23 protein-coding genes and 1 tRNA gene are annotated in these 25,086 nt (G+C 66.7%); 6 read left to right on the plus strand and 18 right to left on the minus strand.

Going from position 1 to position 25,086, the window contains the following annotated elements:
* From ACWCO2_RS26295 to ACWCO2_RS26305, 3 genes are all read right to left on the minus strand, one after another.
* Positions 1 to 479 (minus strand): IS630 family transposase (locus tag ACWCO2_RS26295; RefSeq protein WP_450130495.1); only part of this gene is annotated, 479 nt, incomplete at its 3' end.
* Between the two features lie 182 nt (positions 480 to 661).
* Entirely contained in the window at positions 662 to 3,919 is a 3,258-nt protein-coding gene (locus tag ACWCO2_RS26300) for a tetratricopeptide repeat protein (protein ID WP_450130443.1), read from the minus strand.
* A gap of 3 nt (positions 3,920 to 3,922) precedes the next feature.
* Complete coding sequence (locus tag ACWCO2_RS26305; RefSeq protein ID WP_450130444.1) at positions 3,923 to 4,309, minus strand: toll/interleukin-1 receptor domain-containing protein; 387 nt, start codon at positions 4,307 to 4,309, stop codon at positions 3,923 to 3,925.
* 171 nt (positions 4,310 to 4,480) lie between these two features.
* Between ACWCO2_RS26305 and ACWCO2_RS26310 the strand changes: the two genes are divergently transcribed.
* Positions 4,481 to 5,374: a DUF4231 domain-containing protein gene (locus ACWCO2_RS26310; protein WP_450130445.1), complete on the plus strand. Its 894-nt coding sequence runs from the start codon at positions 4,481 to 4,483 to the stop codon at positions 5,372 to 5,374.
* Positions 5,375 to 5,732: 358 nt separating this feature from the next.
* A complete protein-coding gene (tcmP, locus tag ACWCO2_RS26315) occupies positions 5,733 to 6,881 on the plus strand; it encodes a three-Cys-motif partner protein TcmP (RefSeq protein ID WP_450130446.1) in 1,149 nt (382 codons plus the stop codon).
* Positions 6,882 to 6,890: 9 nt separating this feature from the next.
* Here tcmP and ACWCO2_RS26320 read toward each other — a convergent pair whose 3' ends face one another.
* Positions 6,891 to 7,640 carry a DUF5131 family protein gene (locus ACWCO2_RS26320; RefSeq protein WP_450130447.1) on the minus strand — a complete coding sequence of 250 codons (750 nt, stop codon included), beginning with the start codon at positions 7,638 to 7,640 and terminating at the stop codon, positions 6,891 to 6,893.
* Positions 7,641 to 8,713: 1,073 nt separating this feature from the next.
* Here ACWCO2_RS26320 and ACWCO2_RS26325 point away from each other — a divergent pair.
* From ACWCO2_RS26325 to ACWCO2_RS26335, 3 genes are all read left to right on the plus strand, one after another.
* A complete protein-coding gene (locus ACWCO2_RS26325) occupies positions 8,714 to 9,694 on the plus strand; it encodes a site-specific integrase (RefSeq protein ID WP_450130448.1) in 981 nt (326 codons plus the stop codon).
* A gap of 37 nt (positions 9,695 to 9,731) precedes the next feature.
* Positions 9,732 to 10,891, plus strand: a protein-coding gene (locus ACWCO2_RS26330; RefSeq protein ID WP_450130449.1) for an IS3 family transposase whose coding sequence is annotated in 2 segments (ribosomal slippage) — positions 9,732 to 10,010 and positions 10,013 to 10,891 — 1,158 coding nt in all. Because the reading frame shifts where the segments join, the coding sequence is not laid out codon by codon here.
* A gap of 30 nt (positions 10,892 to 10,921) precedes the next feature.
* Positions 10,922 to 11,200: a tyrosine-type recombinase/integrase gene (locus ACWCO2_RS26335; protein ID WP_450130496.1), complete on the plus strand. Its 279-nt coding sequence runs from the start codon at positions 10,922 to 10,924 to the stop codon at positions 11,198 to 11,200.
* Between the two features lie 114 nt (positions 11,201 to 11,314).
* Here ACWCO2_RS26335 and ACWCO2_RS26340 read toward each other — a convergent pair.
* The 13 genes from ACWCO2_RS26340 to mftA all read right to left on the minus strand — a co-directional run bounded on the left by ACWCO2_RS26340 (position 11,315) and on the right by mftA (position 23,032).
* Positions 11,315 to 11,388, minus strand: a tRNA-Pro gene (locus ACWCO2_RS26340).
* A 54-nt stretch (positions 11,389 to 11,442) separates the two neighbouring features.
* The gene (gene mftE / locus ACWCO2_RS26345) at positions 11,443 to 12,129 is read right to left on the minus strand and encodes a mycofactocin biosynthesis peptidyl-dipeptidase MftE (protein WP_450130450.1); all 687 of its coding nucleotides are present in this window, start codon (positions 12,127 to 12,129) and stop codon (positions 11,443 to 11,445) included.
* On the minus strand, positions 12,126 to 13,469 hold the full coding sequence (gene mftF / locus ACWCO2_RS26350) for a mycofactocin biosynthesis glycosyltransferase MftF (RefSeq protein ID WP_450130451.1): 1,344 nt from the start codon (positions 13,467 to 13,469) through the stop codon (positions 12,126 to 12,128). The genes mftE and mftF overlap by 4 nt, the downstream gene beginning before the upstream one ends.
* Positions 13,466 to 14,248 carry a mycofactocin-coupled SDR family oxidoreductase gene (locus ACWCO2_RS26355; RefSeq protein WP_450130452.1) on the minus strand — a complete coding sequence of 261 codons (783 nt, stop codon included), beginning with the start codon at positions 14,246 to 14,248 and terminating at the stop codon, positions 13,466 to 13,468. Before ACWCO2_RS26355 ends, mftF begins: the two co-directional genes overlap by 4 nt.
* On the minus strand, positions 14,245 to 15,099 hold the full coding sequence (locus ACWCO2_RS26360; RefSeq protein ID WP_450130453.1) for a mycofactocin-associated electron transfer flavoprotein beta subunit: 855 nt from the start codon (positions 15,097 to 15,099) through the stop codon (positions 14,245 to 14,247). The genes ACWCO2_RS26355 and ACWCO2_RS26360 overlap by 4 nt, the downstream gene beginning before the upstream one ends.
* Before the next feature lies 1 nt (position 15,100).
* Positions 15,101 to 15,385 carry a ferredoxin family protein gene (locus tag ACWCO2_RS26365; RefSeq protein WP_450130454.1) on the minus strand — a complete coding sequence of 95 codons (285 nt, stop codon included), beginning with the start codon at positions 15,383 to 15,385 and terminating at the stop codon, positions 15,101 to 15,103.
* Between the two features lie 9 nt (positions 15,386 to 15,394).
* Positions 15,395 to 16,690, minus strand: coding sequence for an FAD-dependent oxidoreductase (locus ACWCO2_RS26370; RefSeq protein ID WP_450130455.1), 1,296 nt, complete (start codon positions 16,688 to 16,690; stop codon positions 15,395 to 15,397).
* Entirely contained in the window at positions 16,680 to 17,621 is a 942-nt protein-coding gene (locus ACWCO2_RS26375) for a mycofactocin-associated electron transfer flavoprotein alpha subunit (RefSeq protein ID WP_450130456.1), read from the minus strand. The genes ACWCO2_RS26370 and ACWCO2_RS26375 overlap by 11 nt, the downstream gene beginning before the upstream one ends.
* Entirely contained in the window at positions 17,618 to 19,567 is a 1,950-nt protein-coding gene (locus tag ACWCO2_RS26380) for a mycofactocin system FadH/OYE family oxidoreductase 2 (protein ID WP_450130457.1), read from the minus strand. Before ACWCO2_RS26380 ends, ACWCO2_RS26375 begins: the two co-directional genes overlap by 4 nt.
* The gene (locus ACWCO2_RS26385) at positions 19,564 to 21,459 is read right to left on the minus strand and encodes a mycofactocin system FadH/OYE family oxidoreductase 1 (RefSeq protein ID WP_450130458.1); all 1,896 of its coding nucleotides are present in this window, start codon (positions 21,457 to 21,459) and stop codon (positions 19,564 to 19,566) included. Before ACWCO2_RS26385 ends, ACWCO2_RS26380 begins: the two co-directional genes overlap by 4 nt.
* On the minus strand, positions 21,456 to 22,643 hold the full coding sequence (mftC, locus tag ACWCO2_RS26390) for a mycofactocin radical SAM maturase (RefSeq protein ID WP_450130459.1): 1,188 nt from the start codon (positions 22,641 to 22,643) through the stop codon (positions 21,456 to 21,458). Before mftC ends, ACWCO2_RS26385 begins: the two co-directional genes overlap by 4 nt.
* 15 nt (positions 22,644 to 22,658) lie before the next feature.
* Positions 22,659 to 22,931, minus strand: coding sequence for a mycofactocin biosynthesis chaperone MftB (mftB, locus tag ACWCO2_RS26395; protein ID WP_450130460.1), 273 nt, complete (start codon positions 22,929 to 22,931; stop codon positions 22,659 to 22,661).
* Positions 22,931 to 23,032: a mycofactocin precursor MftA gene (gene mftA, locus ACWCO2_RS26400; protein WP_093149417.1), complete on the minus strand. Its 102-nt coding sequence runs from the start codon at positions 23,030 to 23,032 to the stop codon at positions 22,931 to 22,933. The genes mftB and mftA overlap by 1 nt, the downstream gene beginning before the upstream one ends.
* A gap of 70 nt (positions 23,033 to 23,102) precedes the next feature.
* On the opposite strand from mftA, the gene mftR reads away from it, so the two are divergent.
* Positions 23,103 to 23,747 (plus strand): mycofactocin system transcriptional regulator, encoded by a 645-nt coding sequence (mftR, locus tag ACWCO2_RS26405; protein WP_450130461.1) that lies wholly within the window; start codon positions 23,103 to 23,105, stop codon positions 23,745 to 23,747.
* A gap of 40 nt (positions 23,748 to 23,787) precedes the next feature.
* Here the strand turns inward: mftR and ACWCO2_RS26410 are convergent, their stop codons facing one another.
* Positions 23,788 to 24,915, minus strand: a complete 1,128-nt coding sequence (locus ACWCO2_RS26410; RefSeq protein WP_450130462.1) for an NDMA-dependent alcohol dehydrogenase — start codon at positions 24,913 to 24,915, stop codon at positions 23,788 to 23,790.
* Positions 24,916 to 25,086 lie beyond the last annotated feature (171 nt).

Genomic DNA, 25,086 nt, shown 5'->3' on the forward strand with positions numbered 1-25,086 from the left:
TCATCCACCGCGAGGACCAGGGCGTTCTCCGGCGGGGCCATGTAGAGACCGACGACGTCACGGACCTTGTCCACGAACTGCGGATCGGTGGAGAGTTTCCAGGACTCCACCGCGTGGGGTTTCAGGCCGAAGGCACGCCAGATCCGCGAGATCGCCGACTGCGACATCCCGGTCGCCTCGGCCATCGACCGCGTCGACCAGTGCGTGTCCGAATCCGGTTTCTCCTCAAGGGTTTTCGCGATCACCGCCTCGACCGCCTCGTCGCCGATGACCCGCGGGCGTCCCGGACGGGGCTCGTCGGACAAGCCCTCCAGTCGTGCTTTCGCGAACCGGGAACGCCATTTCGACACCATGTCCCGCGAGACACCCAACTCGGCCACGACCTGGCCGATCGTGCCGCCTTCAGCGCACCGCAGCACAATCCGGGACCGCGCCGCCAACGCCTGCGAGGTCTTGCGCAGACGACTCCACGCCGTCAGCGCCTATCGTTCCTCGTCGGACAGGACCAGCGGCTCAACCTTCGGACTCGGCATACCACACCCTACAACTACCGACGAACTAACGACTCAGAACACTAGGTCAGCTGGGGCGTGGGATCATTCCCGAAGGAGCGGAGCCGGGACTTGTTGACCAACTAATCTATCGACTTCAGATGGTCACTCTATTTGGCTCGTTGTCCGGCTGACCCGTCCGTAGCTGAAGGCTGTGTGGCGATCAGTTCGAGTCGTCGGCGAATTTCGGTCGCTCGCGGTGATCCCTCCGACTCGAAGATCGCGAGCGCCGTTTCCCAGTGAGTTCTGGCTGTGTCCTGATCACCACGCGAACCAGCGGCGTCACCGAGTCCTAAGTAGGCGGCGGCCTGCCGCACCACCGAACCGCACTTCAGCGCGACGTCGAGGGCGTCGTGGTGGCAGCGCTCGCCGTCGTCGAACCGGCCGAGCTCGATGCAGACCTCACCGCAGTTGTTCAGCACCATCGCCAAAGTGTCCAGGTCATCGGCGGCGCGGTAGAGCGCCTCGGCCTCGCGCAGATGCATCAGCGCCTCCTCCAGCTCGCCGTCGACTTGCTCGACCATCGCGAGGTTGTTCAGCGCCCCGGCCTCGAAGTAGCTGTCGCCGAGCGACCGGTAGACCCGCAGCGCGTCCTGGCAGTGCACCTTCGCCTCGTCATAGCGCTTGAGCCGGAACAGCACGCTGGCCATGTTGATCTGCGTCATCGCCCGCCGCGACGCATCGTCGTTGGCCACCGCGACCCGGTAGGACTCGTCGTAGTGGGCCAACGCCTCGTCCAGCTGCCCCGACCGCGAGTGCGCCACACCCAGCCCGGCCGACATCAGCACCTCGCCGGTCGGATCGTCCGCCGCTCGCGCAGAGTCCAGCCCGTCAGTGTAGACCCGGATCCAGTCCTCCCAAGAGGGGACACGCGCCATCAGGTAATTGAACTGCAACCGGGCCAGCTGCCAGGCCAGGTCATGCATGCCCCGCGCCTTGGCCGCCCGGACCGCGGCGACCAGGTTCGGCCACTCGGCGTCGAACCAATCCAGTGCCTGGGCACGGTCGCTGATTTCCGGCCGCGCCACCTCGGCTCCGTCTGCGAAGTTCAGCTCGTCACGCGTCGGGCGCAGGAAGCGGCGCGCGTGATCGGCCGTAACCAAGTAGTGCGTCAACAATCGGCGCAAAGCATCGGTGTCTGGTTGCCGCAGCGGGGTCACCAGGTCGCGGGCGTACAGACGCGCCAGGTCATGCATGCTGTACCGGCCAGGCGCCGATTCGGCGACCAAGGATGCCGCTACCAACGCGTCCAGCCTCCGTTGTGCTTCTCGCTGATCGGCATCGCACAGCGCGGCGACGGCATACGCGGTGAAAGTGTGGCCGGGCACGAGTCCGAGTACCCGGAAGGTTTCGGAATGCGCCGGGTGCAAGCTCCGGACGGAGGTATCAAGCACTTGGCGGACACTAGTGTGCGTGTCACCGATGTCCAGTGCCTGCAACCGGTTCTGCTCGTCCTTGAGCTCATGTACCAGGTCGGATACCTTGCACGCCGGTCGCGCAGCCAGCCGCGCGGCGGCGATCCGTAACGCCAGCGGCAGCCCAGCACACAACTCAGCGAGTTCGGCCACGGCGGCCGGTTCACCGGAAACGCCCATGCGATACAACAACTCGATCGCAGCCTCGATGTGCAACGGATCCAGCACCATCATCTGGGCTCCGTGCTGCACCATGAGACCGCCCATCCGCCGCCGAGTGGTCACCAGCACCAGCGACTCGGAGCTGCCCGGCAGCAGCGGGCGGACTTGTTCTGGAGCCAACGCGTCATCGAGCAACACCAGCACCCGCCGCTTGGCCAGCAGCGACCGGTACAGCGCTGCGCGACCGTCCAGTTCAACAGGGATCGCTTCCGCAGCAACACCAAGCATTCTCAACAGTTGCGTCAGCGCCTCACCCGCACTCAGCCGCCCACGATCAGAATCGAAGCCGTGCAAAGAAAGATAGAGCTGCCCACCGGGGAACTCGCTCTTGACACGGTGAGCCCAGCTCAGAGCGAGGGCACTCTTGCCAACGCCGCCCACTCCGGTGATCACTGCGAGCCGGCTGGAGCTGCCGCGCTCGGACAACAGCCAGTCGAGCTCGGCGATCTCGTGCTGACGACCGATGAAGCCGTGCGGAACCGCTGGCAAGGTGGCCGGAACCAGGCCATCGACACCGTTGGAGACAGTCACATCCTCTGCTGGACAGCGCCGGATGGTCACCGTGATGAACGCCTGCTCCTGCCGGACGGTCGGCGCCGGTGAACCGGCATTCCGGCAATCACGGAGCGCCGACGGAATACCGCTGCCCTCTCCTTCGACCAACCGGATCCAGGACAGAACATGGGCGAGCCGAAAGTTGCGCTTCTTGGACTGGCCGTCCAGCTCCGCCAGATCCCGTTCAGCACCCGTGAGAAGATCTTGCCCAAGCCACGCGCCCGGGCTACTGATCTCTAGCCGATCCTCGAAAAGACGCACATGCACGCAGGAATCCGCGACCGAATAGTCGCGGTGCACCAGCGCGTTCGCGATGATCTCGCGAACCGCGATCATCGGGTAGTCGTACACCACCACGGCCTCGGCCTGATCACTGCTCGGCCGTTCACCACGCCGCACGTGGCGGGCGACGAACTCGCGGGCGGCCACGATTTGTTCCGGGACTGTAGCCTCGAATGTCTCGATCTCTCGTTGGGCAGCACGGTCCTGGCCGAAATAGCGCACGCATTTGACCATCGCTGTCGAACACACCGACAGCGGGACCTTCCCGAACATCAACGCGCCGGTCCGCGTCAGCCCACTACCGTCCCAGAGCCCCGCACGTTCGAGGAACTCCCACGGGCTGAGCGCTGCCGGATACCGAGCAGCCACCTCACGGCGGACTTCCCCACGGAACCTCTGGAGTGCCTCCACGTCGAACGTGGCCAGGTCCGTACGCCGGTCGAGGTACTGCCCTTGGTCGGTGGCCCGGTGCGGCGATTCCAGTGCCAGTTCGACCGGCACCGGCGGGAAGTGCTTGGCCAAGGCATCGCGGAGTTCCCGCAGCCCGGTCGCGGGATCGTCGCAGTACCGTGCCACCTTCGTCTGGATGGCCAGTTGTTCGACGTACGCCTGCCGCTCCATCTGCACCACGAAGACCCGGTGCACACCCTCGGAATGCCCTGCGTTGACGATCTGGTGCGCCCACGCGCTGCCCACCGCACGGGTCGTGGCGCACAGCACGATCGGTGAGCCCGAAGCCAGGGCCTTGGTGGCAGTGCCCACGAGCGACTCACCGACCCCGATGGTCCCCTGGTGCGTGACCGAGTAACCGGCTTCGCGCAGTGGGCCGGCCAGTTGCTCGGCCAGCGGCTCCTCTCCCTCGGCGCACACCACGTGCACAGGCTGCCTACCCACGGGTCACTCCAGCGCCGAGCAGAGGGCGGCCAGCCCACCCGCCCAGTCAGCGACGAGGTCCGCGTACTTGATGTCGGTCAGGATCGCCGGAGGCGCCCCACCGGACAACCGCACCGGAAGCAGCCGAACTCCAGCGCCGTCAAGCTGTCGCGCCAGGGCGGACATCCACTCCCTGCTCATCCACGGACTCTCCACCCCATCGGCCGAGTAGCACACCACGACGTGGGAACAAGCCGTTAGCCCCTCCCCGATCTTCTGCACGGTCGAGTCCCCGAGCCCGATCTCCCAGGCGTCCAGCCAAACCCTATGCCCCCGCTCGCGCAGCTGAGTGGCCAAACGCTCGGCGACCTCCGCATCGGCGAGACGATGGCTGACGAAGACGTCACTCACCAAGCCTCCAATCCGCGCCCGGCACCCTACCTGCCACGTCCGCCGCGGGGTGCCGGAACGGACTTGCAACCGATCATCGGTCGCAGGTCCGACGGGAGTTCTGCTGAAATGGCCCCTTCCGGAACGTGGTTCGGCCAGGATTCACTGGGGTCCCCGAACCATGGAGCGTGCATGTCGATTACTGATCAGCTTCGGTCGTTGAGCTCCACCGACTACCCGGGGCTGTTCCAAGCAGCTGATGCGGCCTCGGTACGCCAGCAACGCACGTACCTGCGGGGTGTTCGCGCCCAGTTACTGCTGACGGTTTCGGCCGCAGTGTTCGCCGCTTTCCCCGTGGTCATCGGTGCGTCGTCGATCGACGTGTTCGCAGTCGGAACCGCGCTGGCGCTAGTCGGCGTGATGATGATCGAGATGGCCACCGCCGGGTCCCGCCCGGACAAGGTCTGGTACGAGGGGCGCGCACTGGCGGAGTCAGTGAAGACCCTGACCTGGCGCTACTCCGTAGGTGCCGCGCCGTTCTCACTCGATTCCAGAGGCGCCGACGACGAGTTTGTGTCGCGCATCCGCGCCCTGCAGCAGGACAAGCCCGGCGTCCTGCTGCTGCCCAACACCTCCTCGGCCATCACCAGCAAGATGCGGTCCCTACGCTCCTCACCGCTGGCCGAGCGCAAGGATGCCTACCTGACTGGCCGTGTGCTCGACCAGCAAACCTGGTACGCGTCCAAAGCCCTCTTCCACCAGCGACGCGCACGGATCTTCCGGACCATCATGCTGGCCATGGAGGCGCTCGGGATCGCCGGAGCGCTAGCGAAGGCGTTCGGCGTGGTCGACTTCGACCTCGCTGGCATCGTAGCCGCCGCGATCTCAGCGGTCGCCGCGTGGAACGCCACCCGCCAGCACAGCACGACCGCCACGGCGTACGTCATGGCCTCCCACGAACTCGCAGTGATCCACGACCTTCTCGACCGGGACCTGGACGAACAACAGTGGTCCGACGGAGTGGCCGACGCGGAATCGGCGATCAGCCGAGAACACACCATGTGGCACGCCAACAGAACCGGCTGATCATGACTGTCGCTAAGAGCTCAATGCCAACGAGGGCCCGTGCTGTAACGGCGCCGTGCGCCGACCTCGACGGGGTCGGCGCGCAAACACCTGTCACTGTTCTTGGTCCCGGCTCAGTCAGCTGGACGTTGCAAGGTCGCGCACTGACATGCGCGAAGAAATTGGTCTACGACTCAGCTCGCCGGGAATGCATCCAGTGCAGCTACATTAGGTAGCCAACCCTGAATCCATTTGGGTGATCTTGCAGGTATCTAAAGTGTCTTTGTGGCGGATCGATCGCTTTCAGCGCACCATGCGTGGGGGGTGATCACGCGCCATCACGATGGCTCGCGCCCCGGGGCGAGGAGGGGGACAGGGCGTGTCGAAAGGTACGTCGTCGGGTCTGCTAGAGGATGCCAAGACCCAGTCGGTCTTCAAGCATGCGATCCTCAACAACTACTTCATCCGGTTTGTCACGATGACGGCCCGGTGGGTACCGACCAAGCGAGTCGTGCTGTTAGATGGCTTCGCGGGACGTGGCCGATACCCGGACGGCAAACCCGCCTCGGGCGAGCACATGCTGTTGGCTGCGATGAAGGCGAAGAACTCCGCTCACGTCGAGGTCGTACTAGTCGAGCAGAGCGAAGAGGACTTCCAACACCTGTCACGCGTCACGACGGAGTACCAAAAGCATGGCGTCACTGCCACGGTTTTCCACGGCGACGTGGAGGACCACCTCGACGCGGTCGTGCGTCAGGCGAACGGAGTGCCGCTTTTCCTTTTTCTCGACCCGTGCGGGGCGAACGTGCCGTACGAGGTTCTGGAGCGGGTGCTCGTTACCACCCGACGGCCGCGGCGCCCGGCGACCGAAGCACTGCTCAATATCAGCGCCGACTTGACACGTCGCGCTGCTGGAGTGGTGAACAAGGGACAGCGCGATCACAAGGTCATCGAACGACTGAACGTCATGTGCGGCGGTGACTGGTGGCAACGAGTGGCATTAGACGCCCACGCAGCTTCACCAGATGGGACCTGGGAGACCGCTGCCGAGGCAGTCGTGGGGGAATATGCACGTAGGCTCGGCGAAGCCTCCCGCATGAACGCTGTCGTGGTACCTGTTCGACGTCGGGCCCATCACCAGCCGGTATACCATCTGGTTTTCCTCACCCGGGCCGAACATGGCCTGTGGGTGTTCGGCGACGCACATGCCCGAGCTCGGCACGAGTGGATGCGCGCACTTGGCCCGGATCAAGATCAAGCCGAAAGTATGTTATTCCATCCGGTAGAAGACCAGATCGAGCATGAGCAACATCGCGGACTGGAACAAATCAAGGAAAATATGCTCGCTCTCGTTGCGCATCAAGGCAGAGTGAAGCTGGTGGACCACACTGTTGCCATTTTCGGTCACACTTACGGCGAGATGCCAGAAAAGTTCGTCCGCAAAGCGGCACGCGAGCTGAACAAAGCTGGGAAGATTCAGCTCAACGCCAAGCCGAAACAGCCGCGCGACTGGGAAATTTGGTTGTAATCTGGCCTATCAGCCCAACGATTCCACGGGCATCTCGTCCCACTGACGCCCGTCCAGCTCCCGGCCGAGCGCCTTGGGTGTTCGGCCGCCCCACTGCTTGAAGAAGAACGGTACGCCGGCGGCCTGGCATGCATCCCGGACGCCGCGGGCCCATGACAGCTCCATCGGCCGGTACCGCGGGCCCGACTCTCCTCCAGCAATCACCCACGAGATTCCGTCCAAGTTGAGACCGTCCAACGGCCCGAGCAACGGCTCACACGACAAGAATCGAACGTTGGCGGGCACCTTACGGAGATCCGCTACGCGTGGCAGTGCATCGGCGTTCTCCACGGAGACGCCCATCCAGAGGTTGCGTGGCCAATCGAGCTTGTCTGCGACGCGACGCACCCGCGTTGAGCGCTTCGTCAGGACCTGGTAGGTATGTTGCGGTGTATCAGAGATGACGGAGAACACATCACGGACGAAGCTCAGCGGCACCTTGGCGTGGAACAAGTCGCTCATCGAATTAACGAACACCACGCGCGGATTCCGCCAACGATAAGGCTCCTCCAGCGCCTTCGGATGGATGGTGACTCCGAAGCCAGGCCCCGAAGTTCGTGGATCACCGTCGTTCCGGTACTTGTCTGAACCCATCGCCTTCAGCCGCGCGGCAAGCGCGAGCGCATAGCAGGAATCGCATCCGGTCGAAACGCGGTCGCACCCCGTCGTGGGGTTCCACGTGACCTCGGTCCACTCGATTCCGGAGCGCTGCTTCGCCATCGTGTTCAACCCTTTCACACTGCACGCTCGCCCGTTGATGCCCACGGCAGTGTGTCCAGGGGGTACCCGAGCCGCCGTGAGCCGCGTGCTACGTCCGCGCAGCTAAGACATGAAGGAGCTTAGGGTATAAGCAGATGACCTTGCGGGGCCACAGAGGGGGACGTTTAAACAGCGCCCTTGCAGCACTTGCCCGTCCGGCTGGTCAACACGACCCTACTGCTATTTGCTTGACCCGATCGCGGGGTCGCCGGTGTTCGACATCCGGTTCCACACAGCGCGTCACCCTCGCACAGCAGCGCATGCTCCGAACACCCTGCCTGGTACGTTAGCGTTCCCGACCGGCTGAACCGCTCCGCCTGTACTCGTCGGTGCTGGCCGTGCATACGGGCCGAGCCAGTTCGGCCATCGAGGCGGCACCGCGTTCTTCCGGGGCGGCAGCGACCTCACCGGACCAGCAACGCAGCCGCTCGCACGTCCCTCTCACAGCGGACATCACTGCCGTATCGGCCATTCGCTGAGCCATCGAGAATCCCTGTGTCGACACCCAACCCGGCACCGCCGCCGCTCAACGGTGTACGACACGAATCCGCAACGTCACGAGGTGCACCGGCTCGATGCCGAGCACTGGACCTGTATCACCGGCCTATCTCGACCAACGCACCCAGTCTGCAACTCGGTATCGGCGCTACCCGCACACCTGTCACCGCGAGCAGTGACGTCCACCGCCGTGGTTGGCGCGACCGCAAACCGAAAGCGGGTTGGCACGGGACTCGCTGGCTTTGAACCACGAAGCGAAGTCGTGCGCCGCATCGGCTCGAAACAAGCCCGCCTCACGCGCCACACCCGCCAGCACCACCTGCCCGGAGCAACACTGGCGGCAGTGGAATGACCACCGGCCTATCTACCTACACGCCAAGCCCACTAGGGCGGCGACTCGCTGTCGTGGCGACAAGTGGCTGGCCGCTGAGCTGCGAAGACGGGGCCGGTGGTCGCACTGTGGTCGTATCCCGCGCAGCCTAGAGATACAGAGCTCTGACCTGCGGATATAGAGCCACTCAAAGAAGGTGATCCCGATGGCCTCGAATCCGAACCGTGGCCGGGTCTACCGGCGCTGTGGATGTCGCGACCAGGACGGTCAGCAGCTCGGCCCGCACTGCCCCAAGCTCGCCGCGGGCAAGCACGGCACGTGGGCCTTCGCCGTGGACCTGCCCTCTATCACCGGCCGCCGCCGCACCCTGCGCCGCAGTGGCTACGACACCCGAGCCCACGCCCTGGCCGAGCTCAACCGCGTCCTGGCCTGCGAACGCAGCGGTGTCGCTATCGACGACCGCCAGACCGTCGCCGACTACCTCACCGACTGGCTCGCCACCAAGACACTGACACTCAAGCCCACCACCATCGCCCGCTACACCGACTACATCATCAAAAACCTCATCCCCGCCCTCGGCGAGATCCGGCTGGAGAAGCTCAGCCACCAGCACGTCACCGAGTTCGTCCACGCCCAACTCGACGCTGGCCGCGGCCCGGTCACCCTCCGCCGCTGTATCGCCACCCTCTCCAGCGCACTCAACGACGCCGTCCGTCAACGCCGACTGACCCACAACGCAGCCAAATACACCGTGATCCCGCAACCACCGAAACCCCAACGGATCTGCTGGACACCCGCCGAAGCCGTCCGATTCCTGGCCCACTGTGCAGACATCAACGACCCGCTCACCGAGCTGTTCGAGGTACTCATCGGAACCGGCATGCGCAAAGGAGAAGCACTCGCTCTGCACTGGGCAGACGTCCACCTCGATGACCGCGTTCTCTACGTTCGCCACACACTGTCCAATGTGAACAACACAACCCCGGTGTTCACCACACCCAAAACAAAAACCAGCCAAGACTGGGTCGGACTCTCCTGCCGCGTCATCAAAGCCCTGCAACGACAAGCCACCCGCCAACACACCCAACAGCTCGCCGCAGGGCTCCGGTGGCGCGACTACGGGCTCGTCTTCACCAGAGCCGACGGACACCCCCTAGGGGCTGCCCAGGGTTTGGTTGACACCTGATGTGTGAGGTCAACTCCTCATCTGGAAGGATGTCGCCGTGCCCAAGCCCTATCCGCGGGAGTTCCGTGATGACGTGGTCGCTGTGGCCCGTCGTGGCGAGGCTCCGTTGAGACAGATCGCCGCTGATTTCGGGATCTCCGAGTCCTGCCTGGCCAATTGGATGCGTGCCGCCGACGTCGAAGCCGGCACGCGTGCTGGTGTGACGCGTGAGGAGTCCGCTGAGCTGCGGGAACTCCGCAAACGCAATCGGTTGTTGGAACAGGAGAACGAGGTCCTGCGTAAGGCGGCGGCGTATCTGGCGCAGGGCAATCTGCCGGGAAAATAGTTTTCCCGCTCGTCCGTGACCTGGCCGCCACCGACGCCCCGATCAGGGTGTCGGTGGCGGTGACGTGCAGGGTGCTGGGGATCTCCCGGCAGGCCTACTACCAGTGGTGTGCGCAGCCGGTGTCGCAACGCGACCTCGACGACGCGTATTTGATCAACGCGGCACTTGATATTCACGCCGACGACCCGGCCGACGGGTACCGGTTCATCGCCGATGAACTCGCCCGGCGTGGCTACCAGGCGTCGGAGAACCGGGTGTGGCGGATCTGCTCGATGCAACAGATCTTTTCCGTACACGCCAAGAAGAAAGGCCGGTCGCCCAAGTCCGGCCCGCCGGTGCACGACGACCTCGTGGCCCGGGAGTTCACCGTGAGCGCCCCGAACCTGACGTGGTTGACCGACATCACCGAACACCCCACCGATCAGGGAAAACTCTACCTGTGTGCGATCAAGGACTGCTACTCCAACAAGATCGTCGGCTACTCGATCGCCGACCACATGCGTTCCTCACTCGCGGTGGCCGCGTTACGCAACGCCATCGCATTACGCGACCCACGAGACGTGATCGTGCACTCGGACCGGGGCAGCCAGTTCCGGTCGAAGACCTACCGGAACCTGCTGCGCGAGCACAAACTGACCGGATCGATGGGCCGCGTCAGCGCCTGCGGCGATAACGCCGCGATGGAATCGTTCTTCTCCTTGCTGCAAAAGAACGTTCTCGACACACGCCGCTGGCGCACACGGGACGAACTACGCCTGGCCATCGTCACCTGGATCGAGAAGAAATACCACCGCAAACGCCGGCAACGCCGCCTGGGCAAACTCACCCCGGTCGAGTTTGAGACCATCTACACCACCGCCCAAGCGGCCTGAAACCAGTCAACCCCTGGTGACAACCGAAGTCTGGGCAGACCCCTACGACCGGAGTACGTCCTGCACCACTTCCACGACCTCAGCACCGCCGCCGGAGTTCCCCGCATCCGCGTTCACGACCTCCGGCATCTCGCCGCCACACTCATGATTGCCAGCAACGTGCCGCTCGGCGTGATCTCCAAAACCATGCGTCACTCAACGCTCTCGGTCACCGTCAACATCTACGGTCACCTCGCCCGACACACAGCCCACCAAGCCGTCGATGCCATCGCCACCACACTCAACACAGCCCAAGCACACGCCGCCTGACCAAAAGACAACCCGCGGAAACGATCGCACGACATGCGACCACAATGCGACCACAACAGCCCCAAAAACGAAACCAGCGGGTTCACCTTTCGGCAAACCCGCTGGTCACAACCGTCGGGATGGCGGGATTCGAACCCACGACCCCTTGACCCCCAGTCAAGTGCGCTACCAAGCTGCGCTACATCCCGACTCACCTCTTGGGGTGTGCAGATAGCTTACCGCACCGCTGAACGGGCGATCATCTACCCCCCTCGTTTGGTGTTTTCGCTGGTCCAGGCGTCTACGGCCGTCGTCAGGGAGCGGGTCCAGGTTGTCAGGGTCCGCTCGCCCTCCTCCTGCGTCGCTCCTCGGGGATCACCGAGGACGCCGTTGGGCGTCACGGCGGCCAGGCCCTTCGAGCGGAGGGTGGGCAAGAGGTCCGGGAGCGGCGTTGTGGTCCCCGGTTCTGCTCGGTCGAGGTGGACCGCCGCTGGGCGCAGGGCCAGCATCACCGATGTTTCAGTGCGGCCTGCGTGAGTGTCGGTGGGCCTCCCGGGTGGGGACCAGGCGAGGACTCGGCGGTTCTCCGCGGTGAGGGTTCGGAGCGCTCGGTGGAGGGGTTCGGCGTTGCCTCCGTGGGCCGAGATCAGGACCACTCCTGCGTAGGCGTCAGCCGAGCGGACCAGTTCCACGAGGAGGAGTTCCACCGCTCGTTGGCCGATCGACAGAGTTCCCGGGAAGCCCGTGTGCTCACCGCTCGAGCCATAAGCCACCGGCGGGGCCACCAGGACTGGACGTCGCTGCGCTAGCCGTTCACACAGGGCGACCGCGATCTCGGTGTCCACGGTGAAGGGCAGGTGGGGACCGTGCTGCTCGGTCGCTCCCACCGGCACCGCCAGCAAGACCGGCTCGTCGATCTCAGGCCAAGTCAGGTCCGCCAGATTCGTCATGACCGCTCCCCCGCTGTTGGGACGCTGCTGCGGCCGCCGACGTCGGACAGGACCGGGAGCAGCGGCGTCGCGGTGCCCGCTTTAAGCGCACCGCAGAGCACTCCACAGCCATAGGCCGCATCGTCGGCCATGCGCGCGAGAGTCCAGCGGGCCGGGTCCAGCGGTGGGCGTTCGCGGGCCCAGTCCAGCAGGTGCCGCAGAGCCACTGCGGTCAGCACTCGGCGACCGCTGCGGGTCGCGGCCAGCAGCGGGATGGCCACCGGGGCCCAAGGCCTGCCGATGGCGTCAGCCAAGTAGCGACCCGCGCCGAGGGTTCCGAGTGCGGTCAGGCTCAGCGACTCCGTCGTCGGGACTCCGGTCTTGCCGAGTTTTCGGGCGAGAAGAGCCGCCGACCCACCGACCAGTGCGATAGCCGGACCTATTCGCCGAGCGCTGATCAACGCCCACGCAGCAGCGCTCCACACTGACGTCCGGACCGGGGCGACCGCGGTGCCGTGACGGAGGGCGAGGGGGCCAGCCGATGTTCCGTAGCCGAAGCGCTGGCGGAGCAGGGCCGTCCAGGTCCGGCGCGGTCGGTGGTGCACGACAGCTGCGGGTTCGTAGCGAACCTGGCGGTGTTGGGCCAGGCGCCAGATCAAGTCCACGTCTTCGCCGAAGCGGAGGCTCTCGTCGAACCCTCCGACTTCGCGTAGCACCTCGGTTCGGACCACCAGTGCCGCCGTGGGCACATAGCTGATCCGGCTACCCGGCTGCACCAGTCCTGGCTGTTCGCCGAGGTCCAGCGGGGATCTCGCGCTCTCGTACCGGGCCAGCGCGGTGGCGCCTGGCGAGCTGCGGACGCGGGGCGCCACTGCCGCGACCTCGGGATCTTCGAAGTGGCGGAGCAGCGGTTCGAGCCAGCCGGGTTCGGCGCTGACGTCGGCGTCCAGGAACGCCACGAGCGGCGTGTTGACCAGCTGTAAACCCGCGTTCCGGGCCGCTGCCGGGCCCCGCGGGGTCTCGTGCCGGATCGCCGCGCCCGGAATCCGGTGCTGGGATCCGTCGTCCACGACGATCGACGAATCCGGTGCGCGGTGGTGGTCGTCGCGCACCGGCAGCACCAGAGCCACGTCTTCCGGCCGGAACCGCGTCTGTTCGTAGCGCGGGTGCATCATGCCCGTTCGGACCAGGCGTTGCGCCAGCGTTGCGCCTGCTGTCACCGGTTCGCCCGCAGCCCAGTTGTCGACCAAGCACGCTCCGGCTGCGCTCAGCCGGAGGATGCGCAACGGTGATCCGCCGACGAGGGTTCGGCCCTCGGCGAAGCGGCGTAGACCGGAGTCGGGCACCAGCCGGAGGGTCATGCGGTGAAACCTCCGTCGGCGTGCACCACGGTGCCGGTGATCGCCGAGGACTTCTCGTCGCACAGCCAGCACACCGCCGCTGCCACCTCCTCGGGCTCCAGGAGTCGTTCGACGAGTTGGTGCTGGCTGAACTCCTCGACGTCGGGCAGGTCGTAATAGGCCGCAGTCGCGGTGAGCATGTCAGTGCGGGTCGATCCGGGCGACACCGCGGTGGCAGTGATCCCGGTTCCGCGCAGGTCGGTGGCCAGGCCGCGGATCAGGCCGACCACAGCGTGCTTGGCGGCGTTGTACCCGGCGAGGTGGTACAGGCCTTGGTGCGCGGCAGAGGAGGCCAAGGCGACGAAGCGTCCGGAGCGGGGTTCGGGCCGTTGCAGCATCTTCGGCACGGTGGCGCGGGCCAGGTTCGCCACGCCTCGTACGCCTACGTCGAACAGCGCATTCCACTGCTCGTCGGTGGTTTCCCACAGCGGTTTTCCGCCTGCCATGACCGCTGCCGCCGCGACTGCTGCGTCGATCCCGCCGAATTCGGTCTCGGCCACTTCGACGGCTCGTCGAACGGCGGCCTCGTCGCGGACGTCTGCGGCGAGGTCGCGCACCGACTCCGGCCACTGCTCAGCCAGCTCTCGCAGCTGTGCTCGGGTGCCGAGCGGGTAGGAAGCGCCCGGGAGGTCCTCGCAGATGTCGACTGCGACCACGCGCCAACCGTCAGTGGCGAGCTGGCGGACGACCGCTGCGCCGATGCCGCGTGCCGCGCCGGTGACGATCCCGACCCTGCTCATGACTGCTCCACCGCTTCTTGCCGGACAAATAGATAGCCGTGGCGTTGCAGGTATTCCAGCAAGGCGTCGGCGGCTTCCGGCGCCGAGAGCGGGCCGACGATCGTCGGTGGAGTGCGCTCGACCAACGCGCCGGTCAGCTCCAAGATCCGGTCGTGTGCGGTCGGCGCATCCGGGGGCGGTAGTTCTCGCGGACGTGGGCGGCGCGGGCGAGTGGAAACCGCAGGTCCTGGCCGAGTTTCGAAGGACACCGAGCGGATCGGGGTGCTTTGAGCGGCCAGTACAGCTGGCAGGCTCGCGCGGCGCAGGCGGATGCCGCCTTCAACGGAGACGACCGCCGGAGTCGGCAGGCGAAGGACTTCGCGACTTCCGCCGTCCAAACGCCGGTGGGCCAGGATCCTGCTCCCCTCCGTTTCGAGCTTGACCACGCCGAGAGCCTGCGCGGCGCCTAGGCGAGCCGCCAGGAACGCAGGCGTAGTGCCGGTTGCCCCGTCGGACGACCTGTCGCCGCACAGCACCAGGTCGGGGGTTGTGCTCAGAGCGGTTGCGATCGCTCTAGCGGTTTCGGCGCCGTTGGACGCCAACCAGCGGGGATCGGTTGAAATGTCACGCTCTACTCGGACCGCATCGTGTGCTCCAGCAGCCAACGCTGTTCGCAGTACTTCGTCCGACTCTGGCGGCCCAACCGTCACAGCCAGGACATGGCCGTCCAGTTCCTCAGCAAGCCTTAGAGCGTGTTCGAGCGCCGCGAGCTCTGCAGCGTTGGCGCCTCGCTGCTCGGCGGTGAGTGCTCCCGTCAGCGGGTCCACTTGGGTGCGCTGCCAGGACCAGCTCAGCGCTGCGACGATACGCATGTCAGCCCTTCCGGAACACGACGCCGTGCCCGCCGTCGGGGTAGGTCCAGGTGATGGCACCGGCCGAGTTGCAGAGCTGGTAGCAGGTGCCGCATTCGAAGCACTGCTCGTAGTTGAACAGGATTCCGCCGTCATCGGTGGGCACGAACAGCTTCGCCGGGCATGCGGGCACGCACGCCTTGGTCGTGCAGGAGCGGCAGATCTCGGTGTCGACCGTGATGTGCGGACGGTCTCCGACGTCGAACTCGACGGTGGCCATCCGGTCCGCAAAGGACATCTCGTGCATGTTCGCTCCTCAGCCGAAGGTCCGGAAGCCCGCCCAAGCATCTGCGGCGAGTTCGCGCAGGCGGATGCCGTGCCGGGCGGCAGTGCGTCGGAACAGATTGCGCAACCCCGGTTTCGGTTCCGGGTTGCGGACCGTGAAGACCTCTTGGGCCAGGTCGCAGAGCAGCTTCGGATACTGCCGCTGGACCCGCTCGGAGAGCACTAGGTGCGGGGCGCGCTGCAAGTTCTTGTGGTCGGTCAGGACGAAGTTGTTGCGCAGCCGCTCGCGGTAGCCGGACAGATCTCGGCTGCCGGTGGCGATGGCTTCGGCTGCCGCGCGGCCTGCCGCCAGTCCGGATCCGATGGCGAAGTTGACGCCTTCCAGCCAGATTCCGGCCGCCAGGCACATCGCGGCGGCGTCGCCGGCGACGAGCATTCCGTCGGTGCTCAGCGGCGGCATGCTGCGGTAGCCGCCTTCGGGGATCATGTGCGCCGAGTACTCCTTGAGCTCGGCGCCGCGCAGGTAGGGCGCGATTGCGGGGTGGGCTTTGAAGTCGGTGAGCACGTCTTCGGGGCGGCTGCCCGCCTCGGCCAGGCCGGTCAGCGACAGCACTACGCCGATGCTGATCGTGTCCCGGTTGGTGTAGAGGAATCCACCGCCCGGGATGCCTCCGGTGCAACCGAGGACTTCGAGGTCGGCGCCGTCGTCGCCGCGCAGCCCGAATCGCTCGTCGATGGTCCGGCGTGGCAGTGCGAGGGTTTCCTTGACGCCCAAGGTGTGGTGCTCGACGTCGGTTTCGGGGAGCAACCCGGCTTGTTTGGCGAGGAAGGAGTTGACGCCGTCACAGGCGATGACCACGTCGGCGCGGATGTCGCCGTCCGGGCGATCCGTGCGCACCCCGACCACGCGCCCACCTTCGCGCAGCAGCTCGGTGGCCACTGTGGAGGTCACCAGCTGCGCTCCCGCGGCGACCGCCTTGCCGGCCAGCCAGGAGTCGAAGTCGGCGCGGTAGGTCGTCATTCCGTTGTGCGGTGCGCTCGCCCAGTCCTGCGTGCGGAAGTCGACGGTCAGCGCCTGGGTGTCGGTCAGCACCATCGTGCTTCGCCGGGTGACCCAGCGCTGCACCGGCACTTCTTCCCACCAGTTCGGCAGGACCTCGTCGAGCACGCGGCCGTAGACCACCCCGCCGTAGACGTTCTTCGCACCGGGGAAGGGTCCGCGTTCCAGCAGGATGACGCTCCGCCCGGCGCGGGCCAGTGCCAGCGCGGCGGCCGAACCGGCCGGTCCAGCGCCGACCACCACCGCGTCCACCCGCTCAACGCTCATCGGCGGCTCCGTTCAGTCGGCGGGCGAGTTCGTCCAGGACCTCCGGCGCGTCGGCGATGATGCCGACGTCGGCCATCGCCGTCATCGGGCAGGACGGATCGGTGTTCACGCTGATCACGTGCTCGGGGCGGCCGAGTCCGCCGACGTGCTGGGAGGCACCGGAGATGCCGAACGCGACGTAGAGGTCCGGGTCGACGACGACCCCGGTGGTGCCGATCTGGCGGTCGTGCCCGGCCCATCCTGCGTCGGTGATGACTCTGGTCGCGCCAGCGGAGGCGCCGAGCGCAGCGGCGACTTCGGTGAGCGTCCGCATCGCGGCCGTGCCGTCCTCTCCCGGTCGCACCAGTCCGGCGCCTGCCCCCAGGATCCGGTCGGCTTCGGTGAGTTCCACGGTTTCCGGGTCGGGCGCAAGGACTTGGACCGTCTCGGCGTCGAGGATGTCGTCAGGGAATTCCAAGGGCAGCTCGACAGGTTCCGAGCTCGGCATCGGTTCGGGTACTCCCCGCGCGCCTGGCTGGAGCGTCACCACGACCGGGCTGTTGAGCTGTACCTCCACCGCCAGTCGATCGTCCACTCTGGACAATTCGACTTGCACCGAGGTGCAGCTGGTGGCACCCGCGAACAACTGGCGATCCATTTGGAAAGCGAGCCTTGCTGCGAGATCGCGTCCGTCTGGGGACGCGGGGAGTAACACGATCGGAACGCTGTCCAGAACCGGAGCGAGGGCCGCAGCCATCGCACCGGGCGCAACTCTCGGCACTTCACTCGTCCAGACCGTCCGGGCCGCGGTCAACTCGCCGGCCGCGGCCCGCGTACCCGTCCCGACCAGCAGGACCGCTCCCCCGCACTCGGCAACGGCTTCGCCAGCTCCGCTGGGCAGCGCCGCGTCGCGGACGACCACGACGGCCAGCATCTCGGGCAGCTCGGTCACAAGCCCACCGCCAATCGATGTCCTTCGACCACAGCGGCATGCGCGCGCCGCGGGCTGACGCAGTCCCCGACGCGGTGAACCTCGAACGCCGAGTCCTTCAGTTCATGCCACAGTTCATCCTCGGGCGCCTGGTGAGCTGCGCAAACAACCCAGTCGAAGCGCGCCTCGGCCATGTCCCCCGTGGTGTGTTTGAGGATCTGCAGCACCACGCCGTCGGCTTCGCCGAACGCGGACATCACGACCTCGTCGGTGCGCTGCTCGATGCCCTTCGCATGTGCGCGGATGTTGAAGGTCTCCATGTCCAGGGTCACGCCGAGGTCCTGGCAGACCACCATGCCCGGAGTCGTGACCTGCACCCGGCAACCGCGGTCGGCCAGCAGCTCGGCGACCGAAGCGGCTTGGTGGAAGCCGAGTTCGTCGACCACCAGCACATCACCTTCGGGCACGACGCGGCCCTCCAACACGTCGCGGACGTCGACCACCCGCTCCGCATCCCCGGCCCAGTGAACCGGCTGCGGGCGGGCGCCGGTGGCCAGCACGACGATGTCGGGGCGCTCGCCGCGCAGCATCTCGGCCGTGGCTGCCACGCTGGTCTTGATGTCCGCGCCGAAGCGCTCGCACTCCGCTCGGAGGTTGCGCACCATGTCGAGGAATTCAGCACGACTGGGCACTGAGGCTGCGACCGCGACCTGGCCTCCGGTGGACGATTCGCGCTCGAACAGGGTCACGTGGTGGCCGCGCTCGGCTGCGGTCGCCGCGGCCTGAAGACCGGCTGGTCCACCACCGACGACGAGCACCCGCTTGCGCAGTCGCGGCAGCGGCAGCGGGGTGGACTCGCGTCCGGTGCGCGGGCTCTCGATGCAGCCCAGCCAGCGGTTCAGCCCCATCCGGCCGACGCATTCCTGGTTGCAGGACAAGCAGGTCCGGATGTCGTTGCGGTGCCCGGAGCGGGCTTTGCCTGCGAAGTCCGGGTCCGCGATCTGACCGCGCACCACGCCGACCAGGTCGCAGTGCCCCTCTTCCAGAGCGCGTTCGGCCTGCAGCGGATCCTTGATCCGGCCGACGCCCACGACCGGCAGGTCCACCACGCGGCGGATCGCGTTCGAGATGAACAGCGCGTACCCGGGCGGGACGGTCATGGAGGCCTCGATCATGTAGAGCGTGGAGGTGGCCACGCCGATCGAGGTGTTGATGTAGTCGACCTTGCCGGTGGCCTCGACCAGCTTTGCGACCTCGACGGCCTCGTCGATGGTGGTGCCGCCCTCGATCAACTCGTCACCGCACAACCGGACCCCGAGAGCCCGATCCGGGCCGATCGCTTCCCGGACGACGTCGATGATCTCCAGCAGGATCCGGGCGCGGTTGACCAGCGGACCGCCGTAGGCATCGGTGCGCGTGTTCGTCGCCGGTGACAGGAATCCGCGCACGATCGAGGAGTGCGAGCACTGCAGCTCGACGCCGTCGAACCCGCCTTCCGCGCAATGCCCGGCCACGGTGGCGTACCCGGCGACGACCTCGGCTATCTCGCCGGTGTCGATCGCTTTGGGCACCTCCCGGAACATCGGGTCGGGCACCGCCGACGGCGCCCACACCGGCAACCTCGAGTACATCGAGGAAGCCTGTCCCCCGTTGTGGTTGAGCTGCGCGAGGATCGGAACGTCATGGGCGTGGACGGCCTCGGTGATCCGCCGGTAACCGGACACCACCCCGGGCCGGAATCCGTGGATCAGCTTCTCGTAGGGCCAGTCCGTCGGGTGGGTGGAGTGCTCCTCGGTGATGATCAGCCCAGCACCGCCCTCAGCACGCGCCGCGTAGTAGGCGGCGTGCTGCTCGGTCGGCACTCCGTCTTGGGCGTAGTTCGTCAGGTGCGCGGAGAACACGATCCGGTTCCGGACGGTCAGCGGCCCGATCCGCAGCGGCGAGAACAGGTAACGGTGTTCGCTCATCGCACGCCCTCCAGCGCGGTGATCCGGTGCGCGGCGCGACGGCCTTCGAGGATCGCTTCGTGGATCGTGCGGGGCGCCACGCAGTCCCCGGCCCGCAACTCACCGGCGGGTTCCGGATTCGGCAGGCGGTGTCCGCAGTGGACAACCACCGAGCAGGGCACTTCACGGCGTTGAGCGGTGAAAACGTCCTCCAGCACCACGTGATCGGGATGGACCTCGCGCAGCAGGGAACGCTTCTCCAGGCGTACTCCGGCTCGTTGCAGACGTCCATTCGCATCAGCCAGGTCTCCGGTCAAAGCGAGCTGGGTGCCCACGACCTGGTCCTGGGTGACGATCGCGGTCTCCCGCCCCCGCTCTGCGAGCAGCTCAGCGACCCCGACGCCCACCGCGTCGCCGACCGGATCGAACACCACGACCGGCCCTTCTGGAAGTACTTCGCGCGCCAGCAGTTCGGTGACGTCGAGGACCTCACCGCCGAAGTCCTGGTAGGCGCGCGGACCTGGCACCGAGCCCGTCGCGACCACCACATCACGGCCGATCAGGTCCGCTTCGCCGACTTCGGTGCCGACGGTGACACGCACGCCGAGCCGGCGGACCTCAGCCTCGAGCCAGTCCGCGACCCGCCGCAGCCGTTCGCGGCCGCCCACCTTCGCTGCCAGCAGCAACGAGCCGCCCAGGAGTTCCCCACGCTCGACGATTCCCACCGCGTGTCCAGCCAGGGCCAGCACCCGCGCGGCCTCCATGCCGGCCGGGCCGCCTCCGACGACGAGCACCTCGCGTGGAGACGACGGGGCACCGATCTCCTCAGTCCCCTCGTGACCGCTGAACGGCTCGCCGATGCACGAGACGATCGGATTCCGATTGTCCCGAACCCGGCACTTCTGGTTGCACAGCACGCACGGCCTGACCTGGCCCGGATGGCCGGATCGGACCAGCTCGACCAGCCGCGGCTCGGCGATCTGCGCCCGCGTCATCTCGACGAGGTCCGCAACGCCGTCGTCCAGAGCCCACTGCGCCTGCCCCGGATCCACAACGCTGCCCTGCAGAACCACCTGGGGCCCGCTCACGACTTCGCGAATCTGGCGGCAGAGGTCGATGTTGAAGCCCGGCTCGGTGTGCAGGTCCGGGCGGGTAGCCGCGGTCGCCATCGCGGATCCGCGCACCACCACGAGGTAGTCGATCCGGTCGGACACCGCCTGGGCGATATCGGTGGCTTGTTCCGGAGTGATGCCCGCCCACGGTGCGAGTTCGTCGCAGGACAACCGCAGGCCCATGACACCATCGCCAACCGCGTCCCGGACCGCGGCCAGCACCTCGTGCAACAACCGCTTGCGGTCCTCGCCGTAGCCGTCGGAGCGCTGGTTGGTGAGCCCGGAGAGAAACTGCCTGAGCAGGGAGAACTGCCCGGCTTCCAGCTCCACACCGTGCAACCCGGCACGCACCGCCGAGCCCGCTGCGGCGGCGAAACCGGCCACCAGCTCGTCGATCTGGTCCTGCTCGACTTCCATTGGCAGCTCGCGGCTGACCACGTCCGGAACTCGCGAAGCTCCCCACAGCGCTTGCTGGCCGAACGCCGACGATCCCTGCGCCCCGGAGTGACCGAGCCCGGCGAGGACGACCGTGCCGTGCGGGCGACACGCTTCAGCGACCGCCGCCCACCCGGGAGCGCACTCAGCCGCCAGCGGTGCCCGCTCGTAGGGCCAGTCCGAGGCGTGCACGCTAGCGGTTTCGGTGACGATCACGCCGGCCCCACCGACAGCGCGCGGCTGGTAGTAGGCGACGTGGCGGTCTGAAATGGTCCGGCCACGCCCCAGGTTCGTCTCGTGCGGCCCGAACAGCACTCGGGACGGAGCATTCGCGGAGCCCAGCCGCACGCCTTCGGTGAGCCTCATGTGCCGGCCGCCAACGGACTGGAGTCGCAGGGCTTGGCCGGGACTGCGGGCAACCCCAGGCTCACCTTGCGCCGGGATGACCGAGAGTGGTCCTGCGACGGCTTCGGCAAGCCACCTCTGTACACAACGGACAACGCCGTTTCCCCGTGCCCCTTGACGCATTCCGGATCGGGCCCGTCCAGCGGGAGGCCAGTGAAGAACTTCGCCGCCATGCACCCGCCCTGGCAGGCGTCGAACTCCGAGCAGGACTGGCAAGCTCCACCGGATTGCGGCTGGCGCAGCTCGGTGAACAGCTCCGATTCGCGCCACACCCGCGCGAACCCGCCCTCGTCCCGGACGTTGCCGGCCTTGAACACGTCGTGGATCGCGAACGGGCAGGCGTAGACGTCACCCACCGGGTCGATCAAGCACACCACCCGGCCCGCACCGCACAGGTTCAGCCCCGGCAGCGGAGTGGACCCCAGCGCGTTGAGGTGGAAGAACGAATCGCCGGTGAGCACGCGATCACCGTGCTCGATCAGCCAGGAGTAGATCTCGTGCTGCTGCGCATCGGTCGGGTGCAGCTCGTCCCACACGTCCGCGCCGCGCCCCGACGGCCGCAACCGGGTGATCCGCAGCTGCGCGCCGAACTCGTCGGCGATGGCCAGGAAGTCGTCCAGCTGCGAAACGTTCTGCCTGGTCATCACCACCGAGATCTTGAAGTCCCGCATCCCGGCGTCCGACAGGTTCCGCAACGCCCGCATCGCCATGTCGAACGAGCCGGGTCCGCGGACCTCGTCGTTGACCTCCCGCGTAGCGCCGTCCAGCGAGATCTGCACGTCCACGTAGTCGGTGGCGGCGAGCCGCTCCGCCCGCTCGCGGTCGATCCGCAGGCCGTTGGTGGAGAACTTCACCCCCACCTGGTGCTCAACGGCGTAGTCCAGCAGCTCCCAGAAGTCCGGCCGCACCGTCGGCTCACCACCGCCGACGTTGACGTAGAACACCTGCATCCGCTGCAGCTCATCGATCACCGACTTCATCTCCGCGGTGCTCAGCTCCCGCGGATCGCGCCGGCCCGAGGACGAAAGGCAGTGCTCGCAGGCCAAGTTGCAGGCGTAGGTCCACTCCCAGGTCAGGCAGATCGGGGCGTCCAAACCACCTTTGAACTGCTCGACCAGGGAGGGCACCGGTTCCACCGCAGTCACGTCGTCTCCACTCCGTCAACGGGGCCGGATCATGTCCGAGGCGGCCAGCGAGGCCAGGGCCTGCCGGAACTGCGGCCGCCGCTGCTGCGGCACGGCCAGCAGCGCGTCCTCGACGCTGGTGTGCTCGCCCAGCCCGCGCACCAGATCCACCAGCTCGGGAACCTTCAAGAACGACAACTTCCGGTTGCCGAAGTGGTACGCGAGCGCCCCGAACGGTTCGGGGCGCAGCGCGACCTGCGGATTCAACCGGTAGCCCAGGCTCGTGTCGAACTCCGCTGCGATGGTCATCAGTAGACCCCGCACATCCCGTCGATCGAGACCTCCTCGACGAGCAACTCCTCTTCGACGACCGGCTCGGTGGTTCCCGCTTCGACCTGTTCCTCAGCCATGGGATGCTCCTGTCGACGTTGACCGATCCACCGCCGACACCGTATTTGCACCCGGTGCATTTTGAAAGACGTGGAGCAGGAACTCTTGGGACGCAACACTGTTGGAGCAACCGCGCGAGCCGGTGGACGGCAGCGGGTGACCAGCGCCGCCGAACTGGAGCAGGTGGCCTTCGACCTGTTCGACGAGCAGGGGTTCGAGAGCACCACGGTCACCGACATCGCGCGCGCCGCGGGCATCGCGCGCCGGACTTTCTTCCACTACTTCCCGTCGAAGAACGACGTCCCGTGGGGCGATTTCGACGCCGAGCTGGCGCGACTGCGCGCGGACCTGCACGCCTCCCCCGCCGGAACGCCGCTGATGGACAAGATCCGGCACTGCCTGGTCGAGTTCAACCGGGTACCACCGGAGCAGGTCCCGGCGCACCGACGCCGGATGCGCCTGATCCTCGGCATCCCCGCGCTGCAGGCGCACTCGACCTTGCGCTTCCAAGCCTGGCGGCAGGTCATCGCCGAGTTCGTCGGCTCGCAGACCGGACAGCCCGCCAATGGCCTCGCTCCCCAAACGATCGCGCACGCGACGCTGGGGGTGGCGCTCGCAGCCTACGAGCGATGGCTCGACGAACCCGACACCGAGCTCACCGATCTGCTGGACGCCGCGATGCACGAACTCGCCGCCGGATTCGCCGGTTCCGCTGGATCAGGAACGACCAGCTAGCGGGGCTGGGTGCCACTACGCGACACCCAGCCCCGTCCGATCAGTAGTCGGATTCGTCGTAGATCACGACGCCGTGCAGGTTCTTGCCGTCGCGCATGTCCTGGTAGCCGGTGTTGATGTCTTCGAGCCGGTAGGTGGTGGTGACCAGCTCGTCCAGCTTCAACGTGCCGTGCCGGTAGAGCTCCAGCAGCCGCGGGATCTGGGTGCGCGGGCTGACCCCGCCGAAGATCGCGCCCTGAATCCGCTTCTGCAGCAGGGTCAGTTCGAACAGACTGAGCTTGGCGTCGGTCTGCTCGAAGTGCCCCATGCCGGTGACGACCACCTGGCCGCCCTTGGCCGTCATCGACATCGCCGGCTGCAGGTGATCGCCGTTCGTCTCGCCGATCGTGATGATCACCGTGTTGGCGTTCTGCCCCCAGGTCATCTCCGAGACCGGGCCGGCAGCTTCCTCCATCGACGAGAAGGCATGGGTAGCGCCCAGCTCCAATGCCTTCTCCCGCTTGAACTCCACCGGATCGACCGCCACCACGTACCGCGCACCCGCCGCCGCAGCGCCCTGCACCGAGTTGATGCCGACGCCGCCGATGCCCACCACGACCACGGTGTCACCGGCACGCGTGTCGCCGATCTCGGTCGCCGACCCCCACCCGGTGGACACCCCGCAACCCAGCAGCGCGGCCTTGTCCAGTGGGATGTCGTCCTCGATCTTGATCACCGACGCCTGGTTGACAGTCACGTACGGCGAGAAGGTCCCCAGCAGGCACATCGGAATGACCGGGTTGCCCCGGTAAGTCGTCCGATAGGTCCCATCGGAGATCGCCCGGCCGGACAGCAGGCCCATACCCGCATCGCAGAGGTTCTGCATGCCGCGCGCGCAGGAACGGCAAGTACCGCACCCCGGGATGAACGCGAGCACGACGTGGTCGCCTTCCTTGAACCCGGTGACCTCCGCTCCCACCTTCGTCACCACGCCAGCGCCCTCGTGCCCACCCACGACGGGGTAGAACTCCACCGGGTTGGCGCCGGTGCGCAGATGCTCGTCGGAGTGGCACAGCCCTGAGGCCGCCAACCGCACCTGCACCTCTCCGGCAACGGGATCTCCCAGTTCGATCTCGTCGATCTCCCAGTCCTTGCCGGGGCTGTGCAGCAAGGCGGCCTTGGTCTTCATATCCACTCCTCGTCGAATGGGCACAGAAGGACTTATGGCTTCCTGAGCATGGGAAGTCAGGTGATCACAGTCAAGGGGTCAGCCGCGGCGAACCTCGCACCGCCGTTTCGCACCAAGCGCTCCACAACTCAACGCCTCGCACGGAACCGCCGAGCACGAGTCTTCGGTCAG

The organism is Saccharopolyspora sp. NPDC002376, from assembly GCF_053593195.1.